This is a genomic window from Paenibacillus solani, from assembly GCF_001277345.1.
In the GTDB taxonomy this organism is placed as follows: domain Bacteria; phylum Bacillota; class Bacilli; order Paenibacillales; family Paenibacillaceae; genus Paenibacillus_AQ; species Paenibacillus_AQ solani.
The window spans coordinates 2,429,904-2,448,418 of sequence record NZ_LIUT01000001.1; the positions used below are offsets into that span (position 1 = coordinate 2,429,904).

The 18,515-nt window shown below is 45.2% G+C and carries 16 protein-coding genes; 6 read left to right on the forward strand and 10 right to left on the reverse strand.

Features of this window, described 5'->3' with window-relative positions; translation table 11 throughout:
* Nucleotides 1-6 precede the first annotated feature (6 nt).
* The 5 genes from AM231_RS10860 to AM231_RS10880 all read right to left on the reverse strand — a co-directional run bounded on the left by AM231_RS10860 (nt 7) and on the right by AM231_RS10880 (nt 4,986).
* Entirely contained in the window at nt 7-1,182 is a 1,176-nt protein-coding gene (locus AM231_RS10860; RefSeq protein WP_054402628.1) for a radical SAM protein, read from the reverse strand.
* Nucleotides 1,154-2,260, reverse strand: a complete 1,107-nt coding sequence (locus AM231_RS10865; protein WP_054402629.1) for a glycosyltransferase family protein — start codon at nt 2,258-2,260, stop codon at nt 1,154-1,156. The genes AM231_RS10860 and AM231_RS10865 overlap by 29 nt, the downstream gene beginning before the upstream one ends.
* Before the next feature lie 21 nt (nt 2,261-2,281).
* On the reverse strand, nt 2,282-3,796 hold the full coding sequence (locus AM231_RS10870; protein WP_054403616.1) for an ATP-grasp domain-containing protein: 1,515 nt from the start codon (nt 3,794-3,796) through the stop codon (nt 2,282-2,284).
* Nucleotides 3,783-4,058, reverse strand: coding sequence for an acyl carrier protein (locus tag AM231_RS10875; RefSeq protein WP_053493075.1), 276 nt, complete (start codon nt 4,056-4,058; stop codon nt 3,783-3,785). The genes AM231_RS10870 and AM231_RS10875 overlap by 14 nt, the downstream gene beginning before the upstream one ends.
* Nucleotides 4,059-4,275: 217 nt before the next feature.
* Nucleotides 4,276-4,986, reverse strand: a complete 711-nt coding sequence (locus tag AM231_RS10880; protein ID WP_054402630.1) for a 2-phosphosulfolactate phosphatase — start codon at nt 4,984-4,986, stop codon at nt 4,276-4,278.
* 177 nt (nt 4,987-5,163) lie between these two features.
* Between AM231_RS10880 and AM231_RS10885 the strand changes: the two genes are divergently transcribed.
* From AM231_RS10885 to AM231_RS10895, 3 genes are all read left to right on the forward strand, one after another.
* Complete coding sequence (locus AM231_RS10885) at nt 5,164-6,474, forward strand: MFS transporter (protein WP_054402631.1); 1,311 nt, start codon at nt 5,164-5,166, stop codon at nt 6,472-6,474.
* Nucleotides 6,475-6,590: 116 nt separating this feature from the next.
* On the forward strand, nt 6,591-7,457 hold the full coding sequence (comA, locus tag AM231_RS10890) for a phosphosulfolactate synthase (RefSeq protein WP_053493072.1): 867 nt from the start codon (nt 6,591-6,593) through the stop codon (nt 7,455-7,457).
* A gap of 220 nt (nt 7,458-7,677) precedes the next feature.
* Entirely contained in the window at nt 7,678-8,334 is a 657-nt protein-coding gene (locus AM231_RS10895) for a YitT family protein (protein WP_278044619.1), read from the forward strand.
* Nucleotides 8,335-8,480: 146 nt separating this feature from the next.
* On the opposite strand, the gene AM231_RS10900 is transcribed toward AM231_RS10895, so the two are convergent.
* From AM231_RS10900 to AM231_RS10910, 3 genes are all read right to left on the reverse strand, one after another.
* Entirely contained in the window at nt 8,481-9,854 is a 1,374-nt protein-coding gene (locus AM231_RS10900; protein WP_054402632.1) for an MATE family efflux transporter, read from the reverse strand.
* Between the two features lie 410 nt (nt 9,855-10,264).
* A complete protein-coding gene (locus tag AM231_RS10905; RefSeq protein WP_054402633.1) occupies nt 10,265-11,560 on the reverse strand; it encodes a hypothetical protein in 1,296 nt (431 codons plus the stop codon).
* Complete coding sequence (locus AM231_RS10910; RefSeq protein WP_423212922.1) at nt 11,553-12,110, reverse strand: RNA polymerase sigma factor; 558 nt, start codon at nt 12,108-12,110, stop codon at nt 11,553-11,555. Before AM231_RS10910 ends, AM231_RS10905 begins: the two co-directional genes overlap by 8 nt.
* A 645-nt stretch (nt 12,111-12,755) precedes the next feature.
* Here AM231_RS10910 and AM231_RS10915 point away from each other — a divergent pair.
* From AM231_RS10915 to AM231_RS10925, 3 genes are read left to right on the forward strand one after another with little or no spacing between them, the layout of a single operon-like run.
* The gene (locus tag AM231_RS10915) at nt 12,756-13,841 is read left to right on the forward strand and encodes a GerAB/ArcD/ProY family transporter (protein WP_054402634.1); all 1,086 of its coding nucleotides are present in this window, start codon (nt 12,756-12,758) and stop codon (nt 13,839-13,841) included.
* Nucleotides 13,842-13,844: 3 nt separating this feature from the next.
* Nucleotides 13,845-15,368 carry a spore germination protein gene (locus AM231_RS10920; RefSeq protein WP_082341599.1) on the forward strand — a complete coding sequence of 508 codons (1,524 nt, stop codon included), beginning with the start codon at nt 13,845-13,847 and terminating at the stop codon, nt 15,366-15,368.
* 1 nt (nt 15,369) lies between these two features.
* The gene (locus AM231_RS10925) at nt 15,370-16,569 is read left to right on the forward strand and encodes a Ger(x)C family spore germination protein (RefSeq protein ID WP_053493068.1); all 1,200 of its coding nucleotides are present in this window, start codon (nt 15,370-15,372) and stop codon (nt 16,567-16,569) included.
* Nucleotides 16,570-16,675: 106 nt separating this feature from the next.
* On the opposite strand, the gene AM231_RS10930 is transcribed toward AM231_RS10925, so the two are convergent.
* Both AM231_RS10930 and AM231_RS10935 read right to left on the reverse strand, forming a co-directional pair.
* A complete protein-coding gene (locus tag AM231_RS10930; RefSeq protein ID WP_054402635.1) occupies nt 16,676-17,536 on the reverse strand; it encodes a protein phosphatase 2C domain-containing protein in 861 nt (286 codons plus the stop codon).
* 31 nt (nt 17,537-17,567) lie between these two features.
* The gene (locus AM231_RS10935) at nt 17,568-18,320 is read right to left on the reverse strand and encodes a DUF4184 family protein (protein ID WP_054402636.1); all 753 of its coding nucleotides are present in this window, start codon (nt 18,318-18,320) and stop codon (nt 17,568-17,570) included.
* Nucleotides 18,321-18,515: the final 195 nt, after the last annotated feature.

Consider the following 18,515-nt stretch of genomic DNA (forward strand, 5'->3'; position numbering starts at 1 on the left):
TAACGCTTAAATTCCATTATTGTAAAGCAGCACGCATTTCGAGCAGATCGGCATCAGTCCGCAGGCTAAAACCTCGCGCTGTTTTCGAAGATCTTCCCCATGGAAAATATCCGCCACACTATCTTCGTGCAAATTACCGACACTGAATTCAGGGAAGAACTTGCACGGATTCACTTTGCCGTCCGGCATTACGTCCATCCGGTTCGAGATAGAGAAGCACTGCGTCCGGTTCATGGCCGGCTTCTCGCTGCCTCGGATAAATCCTTCCACTTCCTCAGGCTCCAGCGCAGGCTGATAGCGGATGCGCACATTCCACACGCGGGAATTGACTCGTTTAAGCTCTTCGATTAGTGTATCGTAATTGTCCGGAGAGATATGGAACGTGAAGGAGTGCCAGCTGTTCTTGTGATCGTCAGCAAAGCGGGAGGCAAGATGCGGAAAATGTGCATCGAAGTAGGTGTCCATTTTCTCCGCTGTACCGGAAGGGATATACCAAGGGAAGCAGAAATAGACGGAATCCACGCCCATTTCTTCGAAAAATTCCATAAAACTGTATAACTGACCGACCATCTGATCATTTACCGTTAAAGCCACAGAGACCTTCCCTTTATACAGGCCCTGCTTCTGCAAGTCGAGCAGCAGCTGTATGGCATGGATCACTTTCTTGAACGTGCCTTTGCCCCGAATCGCGTCATTCTCCTTCTCGAAGCCTTCCAGGCTGACCAGCATGACCAGATTTTCTGACATCTTCAGAATGGAATCCAGCTTCTGCTCAATAAGAATCGCATTTGTACAAATGGTCGTATACCGGTCTTCCTTGGCAAGCAGCTCGGCCAGCTCATCGAACTTGGAGTAGAATAAAGGCTCACCGCCCCACAGGAATACGCGCGATTTTCGCTCCCTGGTTTCGGCCAGCAGCTTCTCCACGACCGGAATCTCGATTTCGTCATTCTTCACTTCTCTGGCAAAGCCGTGATGGAAGCCGTCCGGATTCCATTCGAAGCAGTGCTTACAGCGCAGATTGCAGCCGTTATTGAGCTTGATCCCGATCTCGTAAGGCACAGGGGCTGCATAAGTTGGGTCTTCACGGCGTTTCCTTCCGGTTTCCGCCAGCGGAACCAAAGTTCTTTTCATATTACGGAATGTCTGTGGGTCAAACGTAACTGCTGTTTTCGGCTGCATAGGTATTCCTCCCAAAATGGTTGATTTTTGACCGTTGCTCAAGCAGACGTCTGCATATCTCCTCTAGAAGATGTACTGAAAAATTCCGTCCTTTCCATTCCGAAAACCGGATACCCAGACCGCGGGCTTCCCAATAGGTTGAATTATGAAGCTCATGGTCTCCAAATGGCTCCAACATGACAAAAGGGATTCCGTACGACAGCGAGTCGTTCAGAGTCGCTCCCCCCGGCTTGCTGATAATTGCAGCACAGTTCCGTATCAGGTCAGTAAAAACTGCGTAATCCCGAAGTGGGTACTCCTGAAGAGATCCGCCTTCACGAACATACCGTGCCATAGGAGGGAAAGTATGATGTCCCTGCGCATTCTGGCTCCACGGATCCCAAGAAGCCATCGTTCCGAAGTAGCGTGTAACTCCATCGTCCTCCTCTACCTCAGTAGGATCATACACAATTACATCAAGGCAGTAACCAAGCTGGCGAAGCTCTGAGATAGTCCCGGCATAGGTCCCGATCCCCCAGCCACCGCCATGGATCATCAATCGCCCTGATCGCTGCTCATAAGGCAAAGGCTCTGTTTCGTTCGAAGCAATATAGCTGCTAGGCAACAACTCAGAGGGATCATATAACCAGACGTTTTCATAGTTAGGATACAAATGCTTATGTACCTTGAAGGACGGTGTATCCCACGCATCCAGCCGAATCAAACGAATGTCCACAGCTCTACCGATAGCTGTCTTGTAGCGCTCCAGAATCGGCAACCAGAAACCGGTAAACAATGCAAAGCTGGTGACCTCGGCTTTCTTCCAAACGTCCAGCAGCTTCAGAACTGCCTCCTCATTCAGGGAATTGTCGATAGGCTTGGCCAGCTTATGCCCCATGCGGGCAACGGAAAAATCAGCATGGAATGCTTTTTTGGTGGATCGGATCTTACTCCGGACTTCTTCGTGATACAAGTTCTCCAGCACATGAACGTCCGTCTGGATTCCTCTGACTTGCAGGTACATATGCAGATGCATGGCGGGAATGTATGCACCTAGCGAATTGCCCGATGCCAGCAAGGCAACCTTGGATGAATTCATGCGTACCTCCCCTGTTCAGGTTTAGTTGTACACTTTAACGGACATGTCGGCGAGTACCTGCCTCAGGCTTTCGACCAGCTCACTGCGATGTCCATCGTCACGGCCCAGCACAGCTACATACAGCCTTCCTTTCGGCATGCCTCGTTTGTTCTGTAACCCCTCGGCCATACGACGGCGGGTTATAATCTCATTTACCATTACCGTATTGGATGAGAGAGGAACGATCCCGTAACTCCCAGGGACTGTCACTAAAAGCCCGGAATTTCCCAGTACCTGCAGCAGCTTCCCGATCGTAAATCCCTCCGGAAGACCGAGGGACAAAAATGTAAGCCAGCCTGTCTGCCCGTATGGTTCCCAATGCTTATCGAGATACGAGTTAATCAGGCCCATGGACTTGCGGGCGTTTATCTCCACAATAGGTACGACTTCACCATCGGTGAGTATCATTGAGTCGAAGCAAACGAAGCCGTGGTAGCCATCCTCCGCCAGTAGCCGGAGCGCTTTGTCAATTACGTTGAAATAGCCGGCGTCCTCCAGCATGCGGAGTACATCTTCATCAGCTTTGATAGACCCGCTGTAATTTTGCTGGTGATTCATCATCCGCTGAACGGAGATAAACTCCCTCTTACCATCCTCTCGAATGAACCAATGCGAACTAAAGTCGATCTCCTTGTGCAGCAGCGGCTCCAGCAAGAATTGAGATCGCAATCCGCCAGCCTCCTGTGCAAGCAGATGCTTGGCTATTATTCGCTGCATGGCTTCGCTCTCAATAAGCAGGTTCCCCTTCCCTGAAACTCCAAATGGATCTTTCAACAGATACGGCCCGTGCTTTAGAAGTATATTGCCAGCTGCCACTATTTCCGCTGCGCTGTTCGCTTCCGTGCCGTAGCTTTTCTCGCCAATTCTAGCCAGGAGCTGATTGGAGTACAGCTTGGAGTTAACGCGTACAACTGTTTCAAGATCCGGCAAAGGTCCAAATGGTCCAGCAGTGTGCTGGTAAGCTAGTGTATCAGCCGTAATGGCGTAAGGAGACAGAATATGCATGGCGTGGGTGGATACGAATTCATCCGGTAATAGCGTCTGCTGTAAATCTCCAGGAACGTTAATAGGTGAGATCGATCTCGGCAAGACTGCGTTCTCAAGATAATCCGAACCGACCGTTTGCAGCACCCTGTTATCTGATGTGAAATTCTGAGCTTGATCGGCCGCAAGCCTGAACATGCACTGCTTGAAAACATCTGGCCCAGGAAGAGGCATCTTCTCATTGTTCAAATCATAGAGATAGCGCGTTTGAAAGGAAAAGTTGAGTCCGTTTAGGTATTCGTGCAGCGCGGGATCGATTCTACAGCGACTATAAAGTACATCATGAGGTTCACAAAATGGAAAAAGCAGCTCGTCCATACACAGTACAATCGCTTCTCGGTCCTTGTCAGGCATAGCGGGCAGCCGGGTCAGATCCGAATCTCTCCAACGGGTTTCAGGGTCAAACGTACCCATAATGATTTTTGGAATCACACCAGGTTCACTGCTTGACATCTTCATATACTGGCTGCGCCTGTGGCTGGCAGCTTATCAGAAAAGTAATAAAAGCGTCGATCGAACGGAGATGTTCGTAATCGAATTGATCATAATCAATGACCACGTTTAATTGATCTTCTACCTTGAGCATAAATTGGATCATTTGTAGGGAATCAAGACCTATATCGTTGTTTAGATCCGTTTGGGGGGATAGGGATTGGCGGAGTTCTGGCTGATCATCTTTGATAGAGCACAAAATATCTACGATATTATCGAACATGACTACACTCCTTTAAAGGTTAATGTGTATAGGGAACCGGGTCCTTACATACCTACTCCAATCTACTAGAAGCTACTTCAAGGCTTCCCCCTTCCTTTTCCTGTGTTACTATTATTATCTTTATTATGTTAAAAATTGTCAACATTTAATAGAAAACAGTTGATGTCGTTATAGCAAAAAAACGCTCGGCACCTTTAGGACATGCCTATTTCGTTACTTATATGGCGTTGTTATCTACTTCTACCCTTTCAATCAATGGAATATCATGATGATCATTCACTTTCATTACAAAATCGGAAGGCAGCTCTTTAGTGCAAAAAGAAATATCCTCGCGTAAAAATTCCGGTCTTTCATCGTCGTAAAACTTTTCTGCTGCCGCTGACTGTTGAATCCGTGTAATAGCTTGATCTGTCGATACCCGATCGGAACTTTGGAGAATTTCCGCCATATACTCTGCGCATGCCAAGTCGTCATCCCCTGATGGATGCGAGGCGATTAAATTAATAGTCATGTTCTCCTCTTTTAATAAACTCCTCTTTATATAGGCTGCTGTTGTTCTAGCATTAGAGAATCCTGTAACAAAAACATGTTCGGCATTCAACGAATTTAAGGTTGCCCTCACTCCATTGGTTGTTTTCTGGATCAGCATTTTTCCATCAAGGTCCAAGGCTTGTAAACGTGCAGGTGAATTGTCGATTTCGAACCCAGGAATGGGCAGCCCCTTTATTTCGCCTGCTAATACATACTGTGGGAAACGTTTTTTAATACGCAAAGCCTCGTCTACAGTGCCTGCAAGCATGATACCTTGTGCCCCGTTTATAAAAGCATAATGTGCCACGGTAAAAGCTCGTATTACATCAATGACAACATTAATGTTTGATGCTTCCAACGAATGGTCGTTCCCTTGAATAATTTGTATCGCCCTCATGTAATTTCTCCTCTCAACCAGCATCCTTGATGTCAATTTACTACAGTATATTGAGCGAACCGTAAGGAGTGCCCATAAATAACCGAATAGATATTCACGATGTGGTGATAATTAGAAAGCATAATAAAATAAGCAATTTTCTTTTTTCAACGAACTTCCAGTCCGAGGAGCGAAATTATGGAAAAGACCAAAAAAAGAAAACTGAACATCAGCTTCATTAGCGATATCGAACTGCCAAGCGATTCTGATGAAAAGAATGAAAGCGATGCTGCTGAAAGCTCGCATTCTTCTGGCAGTTCAAAGGGTAAAATCTCAGAATTTATTGCACTCGCTACAATTCCCATCGTGCTTGTGTTTGGAAACTCCATGCTAGTTCCAGGGCTCCCTGAAATGCAAAGGGAACTTGGCATCAGTAAATTCCAAAGCAGCCTGATCATCTCCATTTTCTCACTGGCAGCGGGCTTATTTATACCCATCATCGGGTATTTATCCGATCGATATGGACGCAAAATCATTATCATTCCGGCCTTGATTACATATGGAGCTGCTGGTATCTTGGCCGGTTTTGGTGCTATATGGGACTCCTATGCGGTGATTATTACTGCCAGGGCGATTCAGGGGCTGGCAGCTGCCGGAACCGCGCCCATTGCCATGGCACTCGTAGGCGATTTATACGATGGCGGAACAGAAAGCAAAGCATTAGGTCTTATCGAAGCGTCCAACGGTGCAGGTAAGGTACTCAGCCCGATCATTGGTTCCCTGCTTATGCTGATCGTATGGTATGCCTCTTTTTTCGCATTTCCTGTGTTCTGCGCGTTATCACTGTTAGCCGTTATTTTTATGATCAAAGAATCGAGTCATAATTCAAGGCAGGAACTAGGGAAATACCTCGGAAAAATTCGGGGCATATTCAAAGAAAAAGGACGCTGGCTCATAACGGCTTTTTTTGCCGGTTCACTGGGGCTTTTTATCTTGTTTGGCGTACTTTTTTACTTATCCAACATCCTTGAAGACAAACCTTACCAGATCGATGGAGTTAAGAAAGGCATGGTCATCGCTATTCCTCTATTGGGGATGGTGATTACTTCTTATACTACAGGGAGCTTGATCAAGAAGAACGGAAAGCTGATGCGCTGGCTAATGAATATCGGGTTGCTCGCCATGACCGTTTCACTGGCGCTGACTCTCTTCTTTTTGAAGAACATTTACGTATTCATCGGACTGCTAACAGTCAGCAGCATCGGAACCGGAATGCTTCTTCCTTGCTTAAATACGATCATCACCGGCGCAGTTGAAAAAAGCGAACGGGGTATGATCACTTCACTTTATAACAGTTTGCGATTTTTAGGAGTTGCTGCAGGTCCTCCATTATTCGGCTGGATGATGGATCGATCCGATTATGTCGTGTTTATTACGGTATCGTCACTATCCTTGATCACGTTAGGGTTGGTATTCTTTTTGATTAGGCCTCCCCGGAAGATCGGGTAACGACGATTCAATTGGCAGATAGCATAAGATGGGCACCTGTCATTAGGAAAGCGCATATACTACCAATGTCACTTGGATGAAACGACTAAATCATAAAGGAATTGAGGAGATCCAAAATGAACAATTCCCTGCGAACATTTTGGCCCATGGAGATATGTGATCCGAGCGGGCTGCGCGAAAATCCCGAACACGGCAAGAAAAACTACGAAACCTTCGGGGTCATGGAACGCGGGATGACGATGGTTATTGACAAAGGTCTTGGAAGAAACATGTTTTCGGATGTGATCGAAACAGCCTCTGATTACATCGATTGTCTCAAATTCGGTTTTGGAACGGCTCCGCTTTATCAAACGGAAATACTGCTTTATAAGATCAATCTAGCCAAACAATATGGAATTACGGTTATGCCTGGTGGGACCTTGCTTGAGACGGCCGTACAGCAGGATGTGGTCTCCTCATTTTTCAACACGATATCCCGTCTCGGATTTAATTCCATAGAAGTATCCGACGGCACGATTGAGATGTCTCGCAAGAAACGAACAGAGCTGATCCGGGAAGGCAAACAACGTGGACTGCGCGTCTTTACGGAGTTTGGCAAAAAACAATCCGGTTCCTTCATCGACGCCGAAAAGCTCGCGTATACGATGGATGCTGATTTGGAAGCTGGTGCCGAGTTTATCACGGTTGAGGCTCGCGAATCAGGAATTGGCGTTGGTATTTTCGACAAGGATGGCGAGTGTCGGGAGGAAATGATTGATAATATTATCCAAACTGTACCGGATGCAAGAAAGCTGCTTTGGGAGGCACCTCTTAAACAACAGCAAGCGATGCTTCTGCGCAAATTTGGATCCAACGTGCATTTGGGTAATATCCAGCCTACGGAAGTTCTTGCCCTTGAAACGATGCGCCGGGGACTTCGTCAAGACACGTTTGAACTTGGAGTGAAGGAACCATCGGCTGATGATTTTTGTTACATTATTTAACCTTTACCTATAACGAAAGTCTAGCAATCAGACTTAACTCTTACACATATCTTAATGAAATCCCATTCGGCTCACCTTTTGCCGGCATTCTGACAAGGCGTTATGCCCAGAATGCCGGCATTATCTTTTTAACGTTACCGGTATCCCCTTCATATGACTAGCATACATTTAAAAAAGCAGGACTAGCTCATCACTCCATTTCAACGAAGGATGATATTGTGTGAACATACAGAAAATACGCCATCTAAGAAATACATATTCCTATGGCCTTATTTTCAGGAGGTTCTTCCTCATTACCGCTGGCTCCATATTGCAAGCTTTTGCCATGGCCGTATTCTTATTTCCTCATGCCATCCCCTCTGGGGGAGGTGCCGGAATCGCAGTCATTTTGAACCACGCGTTCAGTATTCCTATCAGTATCGGGCTGTGGTTAGCCAATTTTGTTTTCCTAGTCTGTACGGTCTCTTATCTTGGCAGCGTTAGTGCCTTCGGGACCATATTTGTAATAACAGTAACTTCCGTGTCCGTTAATTTCTTCGAGGTATTTGTAGAACCTCCGTTTGGAAACGTATGGATCGATCTTCTATTCGGCTCTGTCCTTCTTGGAAGCGGCGTCGCCATCCTCATCAGGCAGCGGGTATCCAACGGAGGAATAGGATATGTAGCTCTGGCCATTTACAAATACAAAAGAATCAACCCAGGCACCTCTTTATTCTGGATGAATGGAATCATCTTTGCCTTTACCGCTTATGTAATCGATTGGAAAATTATCATTCTTGCCGTAATGTGCCAATGGCTGTCGACCCGGATGATAAACTGGATTTACCAGTTCCCTTCGCCCAAATCGACCTATAAGCCCGCTTGGCGCAAGAAGTGATGCCTGTACGATTCCTTTATTTAATCTATGGTTTCCAGAATAACAGTCTTTCCAAAGTCATCGCTTAACAGAATTTCTGTTAATCTAGATGCCGTATGGGAAAGAAATACTAGGAAACAAGAACAACTTGTTGCAGTCTTTGGATATTAGCGTTTGGTTTCAAGAGGCCTATTGAGAAGCTGTTTCACTTTCAGGCCAAATAGGACACAACAAGTCAAGACGGCACAGAAATCTGCGATCGGTTCTGCAAGAATGACAGCATTGGTTTTCGAAGTAAAGAACATAGGAAGTAAATACACCAACGGGATAAGCAATATGATCTTACGCAACACAGCAATGAATATAGAAACTTTAGCTTGACCAAGCGCAATAAATACTTGCTGAAACGCTAATTGTAATCCATAAATGCAGGTCCCTAAAAAGAATACTTTCATTAGTTTCGCAGTTAGTGCAATCAACTCAGGATTGTTCGTAAAAATCATAATAGGCAGCTCCGGCAAAAAAATAGCTATGCTCCACATCGCCAGTCCGAATACACCACAAAAAATGCTGCAAAACACTATTGTAGATTTCACACGTCTTAGGTCACCAGAACCGTAATTATATCCGATAATTGGCTGTGCTCCTTGTGCAAAACTCGTTAACAACAATGTGAATATTTGCATAAGGCTGCTCATAATTCCCATGGCTCCTATGTACAAGTCCCCACCATATCTGGCAAGTGAAGTGTTAAATACAATTTGGACAAGGCTTTCAGTCGATTGCATGATAAACGGGGAGAGCCCTAATGCGAGTACACTGCCTGCTATTTTAGTACGCAAGCGCATGTGCTTCAGTCGGAGTCGCAGATTCGATTTTTTTGAGATCAGAAACCTTATCACCCAAGCTGCCGAGAATGTCTGCGAAATAACAGTTGCCATCGCTGCCCCTTGAACCCCCATGTTCAGCACAAAGATAAAAATAGGATCAAGGATGATGTTAATAGCTGCACCTACACAAATCGTAAGCATAGCTGTTTTCGCAAAACCCTGGGCTGCTATAAATTGATTCAGGCCCATTGAGATTAAGACAGGCCCCGTTCCGATCAAACAAATGGTGAGATAGTCATCGGCATAGGGGAATGTGTCAGGACTTGCTCCGAATAAAGTTAGAATCTGACTCTTAAAGAACAGCAAGGTTATCGTCAATCCAATGGATGCGATCAACAACATCGAAAAGCAGCTTCCCAGTAGCTCCTCGGCCTTTTCGTGTTTCCCCTCCCCCATCTTAATCGAAGCTAACGGAGCTCCCCCAAATCCGATCAGTGCAGAGAATGATCCGATCATCATAATGATCGGAAATACGATCCCAATGCTGGTTAAAGCAAGGGTACCGGTGCCCGGCATCCTGCCGATAAACATTCGATCGACCACATTGTAAAGCGCATTAATTAACTGAGCTACAACGGCCGGTGCTGCCAGTGAGAGAATGAGCTTGGGGATTTTTTCATTAGCAAATCGGTTATTCATCATAACGTTCATTCCATTAACTCCTTTTTAAGCAGTTTATTAAGTGAATAGTCGGAGCATGGATATACATAAGAGGCGAATACAAAAAAGGAACCTTTCGGTTCAAAAAAATCTTCCTTTTTCTAAATTGAGAGTGGACCTTTCCTCTAATTCTATCCTCAATCATTATAACATAATTCCTTATTCCAAAATGGAGTAACAACATATAAATTTTCGTTCCTAAACCCTTCTAATTTCGTTTATAACGACATTCAAACACTGGTTTAATGATCCTATACATTATTAAGATGAAAATCCATTACAAGCAAAAATAGAAGGTTTTCAGAAGGTGGTCTTTTGAGTGGTAACTTTCAGAATAACCAATAATTTGCATTATTAAATCAAAAAAAGTCGCCAATGTGGCGACTTTATCCATTTGACACTTATATTTCCTCAAACATCGCTTCCGCGACAAGAAAAGATGTGCCATCGTACTCATAACGCAGCCTTACCGCGACCGGGAATTCGCCCTGCCATACCTGAGCCGGTATGGACGCATACAGGGTGTTTCCTTCCACGGAGTAGTTAACAATGCTGCCAAGTGCCGGCTCGCCTTGCCAAATGCCAGCCTCCTCTTCATTGTATTCGAAGGTTCGTGTCACACCATCCAGTGTAATTCGAAGGATGCGTTTCCCCGCTTCCGTTTTGACATCAGCCTGTATCTTGGACTCTGCCGTAAGCACCGGATCAGCAGCTTTCACTTCGGTGAAATCACTCCTAAGCAGCCTAAGCACAGACTCATGTACACCGGTACCATAACCGGTTGTCATAATGACAGCCAACACATCCTCTTCATTATCCAGGGTGGTCAGTAAACCGGCTTCCGGATAATAGGAGTCGTTGTTCACATTGCTCCAATCTTGAAAGATTCGTTCCTTATCTTTATATTGAACGCGGATTGAGCGAATCATGCCCTCATTCGGTGATAGAGTTCCCGTTATCTTCAAGCCCATCTTCGGATCTTCTTTTAAAGTTACCGTTCGTCCCTTTACTGCTTCAGACTCGTATTCATCTAACGGAGTGCCCGTTTCGTCCGTATTCACCAGCTCGATAAGTGAAATTTTGTGAGTATTATTACGAATCGTGATGTCTATCGTCTCCTGATAAACCATAGGAATTGAATCCCGCAGCTGCAGTCGGAGTCGATACACGGTTTGCTCCTCTTCTGTACGGACCTCTTGTACGTAAACTTCGTATACCCATGGACTGGATACGTCAAAGCGTTCTAGGGGCTCCTTAACCTCAGGAGTCTCCCAAATGTCCGGTGTTGGTCCGCCCCAGATGCCTAATTCCCGATTCATAAACGCAAGAGCCAGCTTCACAATGGTGTCATCATTACCCTGAAGTCCCTCACGATCGAAGCTCCACCACTCAAAGCCGCCTCCGCCTCCTAGCTCAAAACTCGATTCAAAAGAGCCTCCCCCTTGCGTAGTCGGACTTGGGTCAGCGGGATTATGGATAGGTACTTCCTTGCCTCCGAACCATATCCCTGCGCCCAGCATAAGCAGCAAAGCCGGTATAAAGATCATAGCTATACGACGAAAGCGATGCCGTGAGCGTTTCCTTTCTACAATCTTAATCCGTTGTTCTACATTCTCCATCAAATCTGCATGAAAGCGCTGCTTCTTAAAAGGTTTCAAGGCCAATCTGCGATCCCAATCAGGTTTCCAATCACTCATCGTCATTCACTCCCTTCCATTCAGCGGCGACTTTCTTCTTGGCCCTGTGAATTCTGGATTTGACCGTCCCTGGTGCTAGCCCTGTAATGATCGATATTTCCTCCATAGACAGCTGATAATGTACACTTAATACAAGCGGGTCACGAAATTTACCAGGCAGCTTTAGAACCTGATGCCACAATTCATCAGCGATTTCCTGTTCAAAGTATTCTGACTCTGCAGACGGCGAAGATGGCCCCCGATTTATCCGATCCAGCCCGTCGTCAGATGTTCGATCACCAACCAGCACGACTCTTCGTATGAACGCCCGTTTCTGATAGGATAGTGCAGTATTTCGCGTAATTTTGAGCAGCCAGGTCTTGACTGAAGCCTCGCCTCGAAACGAAGCAAAATGTTGATAGGCTTTTATAAACACATCCTGTGCAACATCATCTGCTGTATGTGTATCTTTGGTGATGACATAAGCATAATTCCACACGTCTTCGCCATAGGTTTCCATTAACATTCGAATATCCGGTAGGCCCATTTCCGCGGCATGCAGCATCTGCATCTCTCTCAAGTCCTTCTCCTCCCCCCTTAATCAAACTGACTCCGTGAGCAAGGTGAAAGTTCCCAACCCAAGATAATAAGTATTAAAAATTAATAACCTACTTATCCCAAGAGTCCGCGCGCCTTGTTTAGGCTCACATCACTCCTTGGTTAGGAAGATACCTATCGACGACCCTACCAACGGCTTTACAGAGGATAAATTGTGACTGTCTAAGCTAAGGACATAACAGTGTAATTAATGAAATTAATCAATTAATTAATTTCATTAATCAGATTCATTGGGCTTTTCTTCCGCTACCAATGGATAAGACAGAAATCTAGCTGTTCAGATTTTAGCTAGACTTTATGGCTATATAAGAATAACAGCATCAATGCGTTTCTAACGAGGTCAATTCCAACCCAGAGAGGCGAGGTATAATAATTGGATCAATTGATGCCAGAAAATTATTTCTTGGGTAATCGCAAAAAACACACACTTTCGACAGATGATTCGACTTCCAACAATCCTCCTGCCTTCTGCCCTGGCTCATTCGCTAAAACTGTGGCTGTAAATCCCCCCTCCCTTCGTTTCATACATAAAATACGCCAAATGAGGGATACTCTCTTTACTAACCAAAATAAATCCCTACATATGGAGATTAGAATCATGGCAACGATAAAAAAGCTGTCCCTCATTGATGTTTACTTTATTATGCTGTTATCTTTAGGGATCACCAATCATGTTACGCTTATCCCGCTAATCCTTCAGACTTCAGGCAGGGATGCATGGATGGGCACCCTGCTGACCATGATTCTTCACCTAGGCTGGGTTTATATTTTATATTTCATCATGAAGAGAACCGATCAACAATCCATCGTCACCTGGTTTAAAGATCATTTTGGTCCTGTCGTCGGTTGGATTTTTATTATTATGACCACGCTCTATTTTTTTTGGATGACCATGGTGATTCTAAGAGAAACCACAACATGGATTGGAGTCACCTATCTTCCCCAAACACCAAAAATAGTCGTTTCCCTCTCGATTATGCTGCTCTGCGTGTATGTCGCGAATAACGGTCTTCGCTCTATCGCTATCATATCCGGCATATTGCTTCCCATTGTATGGGTGCTGGGTCACTTAGTGGCGGTATCGAATCTCAAATATAAGGATTACTCCTTGTTGACTCCCTTGTTTGTGGATGGATATACCCCTTTATTTAATAGCATGATCGTGGCAGGCGGGGGATTCATGGAGATGATTCTGCTGATCTTCCTTCAACATCACATGAAACGAACCATGCGTTACCTGCACATCGTGATATTGGCTGTATTGCTGGGTGGATTAACGCTGGGACCCTTAATGGGCGCAATTGCCAATTTTGGTCCCACTCCTGCAATGGAATCCCGCTATCCGGCATATGAACAATGGATGCTTGTGACTCTTACGAAATATATAAGCCATGTGGACTTCCTTGCTTTATATCAATGGCTCTCCGGAGCGCTCATCCGAATTTCGTTATTTTTGTTTATTATCGCAGAGGGTTTTTCTATGAAATTGTCCAAACGTCGCTTATGGTCCATTTTGGCCACAAGCGTAATATTATGTGTCGTCCCTCTCATTCCAATAATCGATAGACAACTTGAGTTATTCGTACTGGGTGCATACTCGCTAGAAACTCTCGGTTTTCTGTCCGTACTGACACTATGTATTGCCATTGCAGTTAGATTGAAGACTAAACCAAAAGGTGGGTAGCAGATGCGCAACCGAAAACCTCGAAATCAGTTTCGCCGGATTATGAAACCAAACGGATCCGATATAGAACGCAGTTCCTCTTCGAAACTGTTGGACGAAGAATCTCTGCGTTCCAAGTTTTCTTCTTCTGCCGATGTTGTTTTCAAATCCTTCCCGGAAACTCAAGACTCTCTCCCGGTACGAATACTGTATAGCGAAGGATTGATTGATTCCAGGGTTATGACTCAATATGTGCTGCCTGATCTGATGGATAAATTGAAGCGTTTCCATAATTGGGAGTCCCTGGCTAGAGATTTGGAAAACTCGATGCAATGGAGCAAAATCGAGCAGCTCGATGACATTGAAAAGCTCTTGTTCTCTGGACGGGTGATTTTATATCCTCCTAATGTAACCAGCTGTTATTCCATTGATATCGCCGACCTTCCTAATCGACAACCCGAAGAGTCCAACACGGAGGTTTCAATCAAAGGAGCGAGAGATGCTTTTACGGAGAATCTGAATACAAATGTGGCACTTGTTCGAAAAAGACTGTGTACAGCCTCACTCCACAATGAGAAATGGACGATCGGAGTTCGCAGCCAAACGAGAGTAGCGCTGTTGTATATATCGGATATCATAAATCCGCACTTCATTGACGAGGCTAAACGACGATTAGAGGGGATCAAAGTCGATGCACTAGTAACCAGCGGTCAACTGGAGGAGGCAATTTCTGATTCATCCCTCTCCTTGTTTCCGCTTGTCGATTATATCGGGAGACCGGATTTTGTCGTTGAGAATTTGCTCCGTGGCCGTTTTGTCATCTTAGTGGATGGTTCGCCAATGGCCATGATTGGACCTTGCAATTTGCTGGAGCTGTTAAAAACCCCCGAAGATTCCTATTTTCCTTACCATTTCGTCATCTTCGAGCGACTCCTGAGAATACTGGGCCTCCTGCTTGCCATTATGCTTCCAGGATTCTGGGTTGCCTTAACATGCTATAACATGGATCAGCTTCCCTTTTTGCTCCTTGCAACCGTCACCGTCTCACGATTCGGGCTTCCGCTATCCGCCCCTATAGAGATCCTGTTGATGCTGGGCATGTTTGAATTATTCAGAGAGGCTGGCATCCGGCTGCCCAAAGCTGTCGGTCAAACTCTTGCGGTCTTAGGTGGCTTAATTATCGGTGATGCCGCCATCCGTGCGGGCCTGACGTCACCAACCATGCTGGTAGTTTCAGCCACAACGGCAGTTGCAACCTTCACCTTGGTCAATCAGACACTTAGCGGAACTGTCAGCATTATTCGTCTATATGTGTTGCTGTGGTCTTCCTTGCTTGGCATGCTCGGATTCTTTATTGGAATATTCAGTATCATTGCATACCTCTCCGTATTGGAATCCTTCGGGCTTCCGTATCTTGCTCCTCTATCACCACTGACTTTCAAGGATCTAATGAGTTCTCTCTTGAAAAAACCGTGGGCTTTCAACAAAGAAAGACCCGAAATGCTTAAAACGATAGATAACACAACTAAAGAGAAGGAACCTGTATGAGATGAGAAGCTGCATCAGCATCATAAAATTCATGTGGTTAATGATAGTACTCAATATGCTCACGGGCTGCTGGGACATCAAAGAAGTGCAAGACATGAACTACATCACAGCGATTGGCATTGACCAAGAGGATGGTAATTTTATCGTTTACACGCAGATGATGGACTTTTCATCCGTGGCCAAAAGCGAATCGGGAAAGACGGATAAGCCCGTCCAAGTATGGACGTCCAAAACCAGTGGCAAGACGTTCGATATGGCAATAAACGCCATGTATAATTCGGCGCAGGTACGCACAAGCTGGAGCCACGTCTCTTGCATTCTCATTAGTAATAATGTATTGAAATCGAATGTTCTAACCAAACTGGATACCATCGGTCGCTATCAGGAAATTCGGATGACGCCATGGGTATATGGAACAGAAGAATCAATTGAACATTTGTTTAATGTTCCCGCGTTCTTTAATCTCTCTCCATTAAATACGTTGGCTCATGAACCTGCCGAGGAGTATAAGCAGAGATCCTATATTTTGCCGCTTCGATATTTCGACTTCATGTCCTTGATGACAGAACCAGCCACTACGGTGCTCCTTCCTAGTCTATCGGTCGATAACAAGACTTGGAGTCTAAATCAAAAAGAAAATCCGAAGCTGACTATTAACGGAGTATTCGCGATATCTAAAGGAGTATCCAAAGGCTTATTCACCAATGACAAACTCACAGGTTTACGCTGGTTAGAAACCAGCACAAAACGCTCACCGCTGCCAATCACAAATAAAAACGGTGAGTATGCTGGAGTCGTGGTATTGACCAAACCTAAAGTTCGTAAGAAATTAGACATAGTCAACGGAATACCCAAATACCGGGTACATGTAAAGTTGCACGGTAATGTAGTAGAAGCTCTTAATGACCTAAACAAAACTCAACTAGAAAAGCTGGTTGCATCCGAGGTACGTGATGAAATCCTGGCTACGTTTAAAAATGGAGTGGCTGTAGATACGGACCTGTACAGCTTGGAGCATGTGTTGTTTAAGAAGGACACCCATCTTTGGAAAAATATCAATAAGTCGTCAGCCCAGCCGATTGATCCAGATACGCTGGCAACCGTTCATGTAGAGGTCCATCTGGATCATGCAGGCATGAAATTGCTGCACCATCACAATGGCCCCATTACTCCTGACGCCCAATACGAAACTGACTACTGACGCTCTGCAATAGAACAAGAATATATCCAATACAGGCAGCCTGTCTTATCATCAAGAACGGCTGCCTGTTTGTTGCGGATTATTCCCAATGTATATGATAAATGTCTTAATCGTTGTGGTTATCCAAGTGAACCACCATACCTGTTTTATCATCGGATTTTTTGAATCTTGCATGTGTCAAGCACTCCGGGTCAGCGTCTTCGATTTTCAGTAAGTCATGCGCATATTGCTCCAGGCCCTTCTCAAGTAAGCGCTGCGCGGTATATTCCCAATAGGATTGATCATTGGGTACATCCTTAGGAGGCCAGAATAGGCCATCCGTTAACAGAATTACGTGCGTTAATCGTGACTTGTTGATCTTTCCGTATTCTAGAAATCGAGTGGCTTCGGGCTCACCGTTCAGTACTCCATAACCTTCATCCGTGTTACTCTTAAAACGATTTTCCCTGATCGTGTCAATAACTGTCTCGTGCAGGTCTTTTTGACTTGATAATCCCTGACTCACACCTTCCTCCCATTTTGCGATAGCCGCGGATTCTAGATGAGCGACTTGTCTCCAGGTTAAAGGGCGAACTTCTCCATCTTGGTATACGGCAATAATCATGCAGTCGCCGGTCTGTATAAATTCCAATCGATCCTCATGAAGACGTACAAGAGCCATCGCCGTACCCCAGAGCCCGTCTTTCTTCTCCATATCGATATTGGCTTTCAGCATAAGTTCTCTTAGCTTCTGGTTTGCCTCCGCAAAATGCTCTGTAAGCTGTTCAGCACAGCCCAGAGATTCGAAGTAATGCTTCACCGCTTGAGCAGCAATGAAGCCTCCGGTTTCCTTCTTGTCGCTGAGATAGGGAACGATTGATGAAACCCCATCTAGCACGCCATATAAAGCAGCTCGCTCGTTTATGATAAGTGCATCTTCATTTAAGAAATGGATTCCCCTGTGTGTGAATTGCTCAATATTTACCATTACGCTCCTCCTGTCGCCGATTCTATCTTATTTACGAGATTAGCTGTTTGCTCCTTGCAGCCCTCCAAAACAGCAGACATGTTATAAGCAGTGCAAGCAGGAAACTGCTAATTGCCGGGACGACAAGCTGCAGCACATAGGCCAGCCCTTCCCCTTCAACCACAGATACACATGCAATAAGCATAACTACAACATACACAGCGGCCATTACGCACCAGAAAGGGAAGCTCGAATAAGAAAAATGCTGTCTTGCCTGATGAGATACAAATAAATGACGGTGTATCCACCAGGCAATGAGTACCAAACCTATGAGACTGCTGCCATGCTGGCATATTTTATATATAGGAATTTGTATGAAACTGATATGTATGACTTGGGTGAGAAGAGGAATCTGATTGACGATCCATGCTCCCTTATGCGTAAACTGATCCCATAGCAGATGCGTACCTACGCCTGCCATTCCCAGCAAAGTCACCGTTAACCAGCCAATTGGAGTGGCCGGCAGCCTGCCGTCCCGATTCCACCGGTAAGGGAACCAGGAAGGTAAATAGACATATAGCACGGGTCGAACCACTGTCTCGAATATAATATACAGCAACACAACCAAGGGAAGATTAAACAGTAGAATCCCTAGTCCCTCATGACTCCATATGGCTGCAGCACGAAATCGCAAGAAATACTCAAAATCCGGGGCCATGCATCCGATGATGAGAGCGGATACCGGTAAAGTCTTCTTCTTCCACCAAGACATCGTGATTACGGGGTGAGCGAATGTAAACGGCATGTTATCTCCTAACTGAGGTATAATACGATATCTAACCATCCATATTTTACTATTCTATCATTTACCAATGGCATAGGGATAACTTCGCCAAATAAAAAAGGACAGGCATCAGCCAGTCTGAAATGTACCCCATAGAGTAGACACCTAAAAAAGGTCTATCCTACGGGGTACTTTTCTATATACTTAAGAAAATAA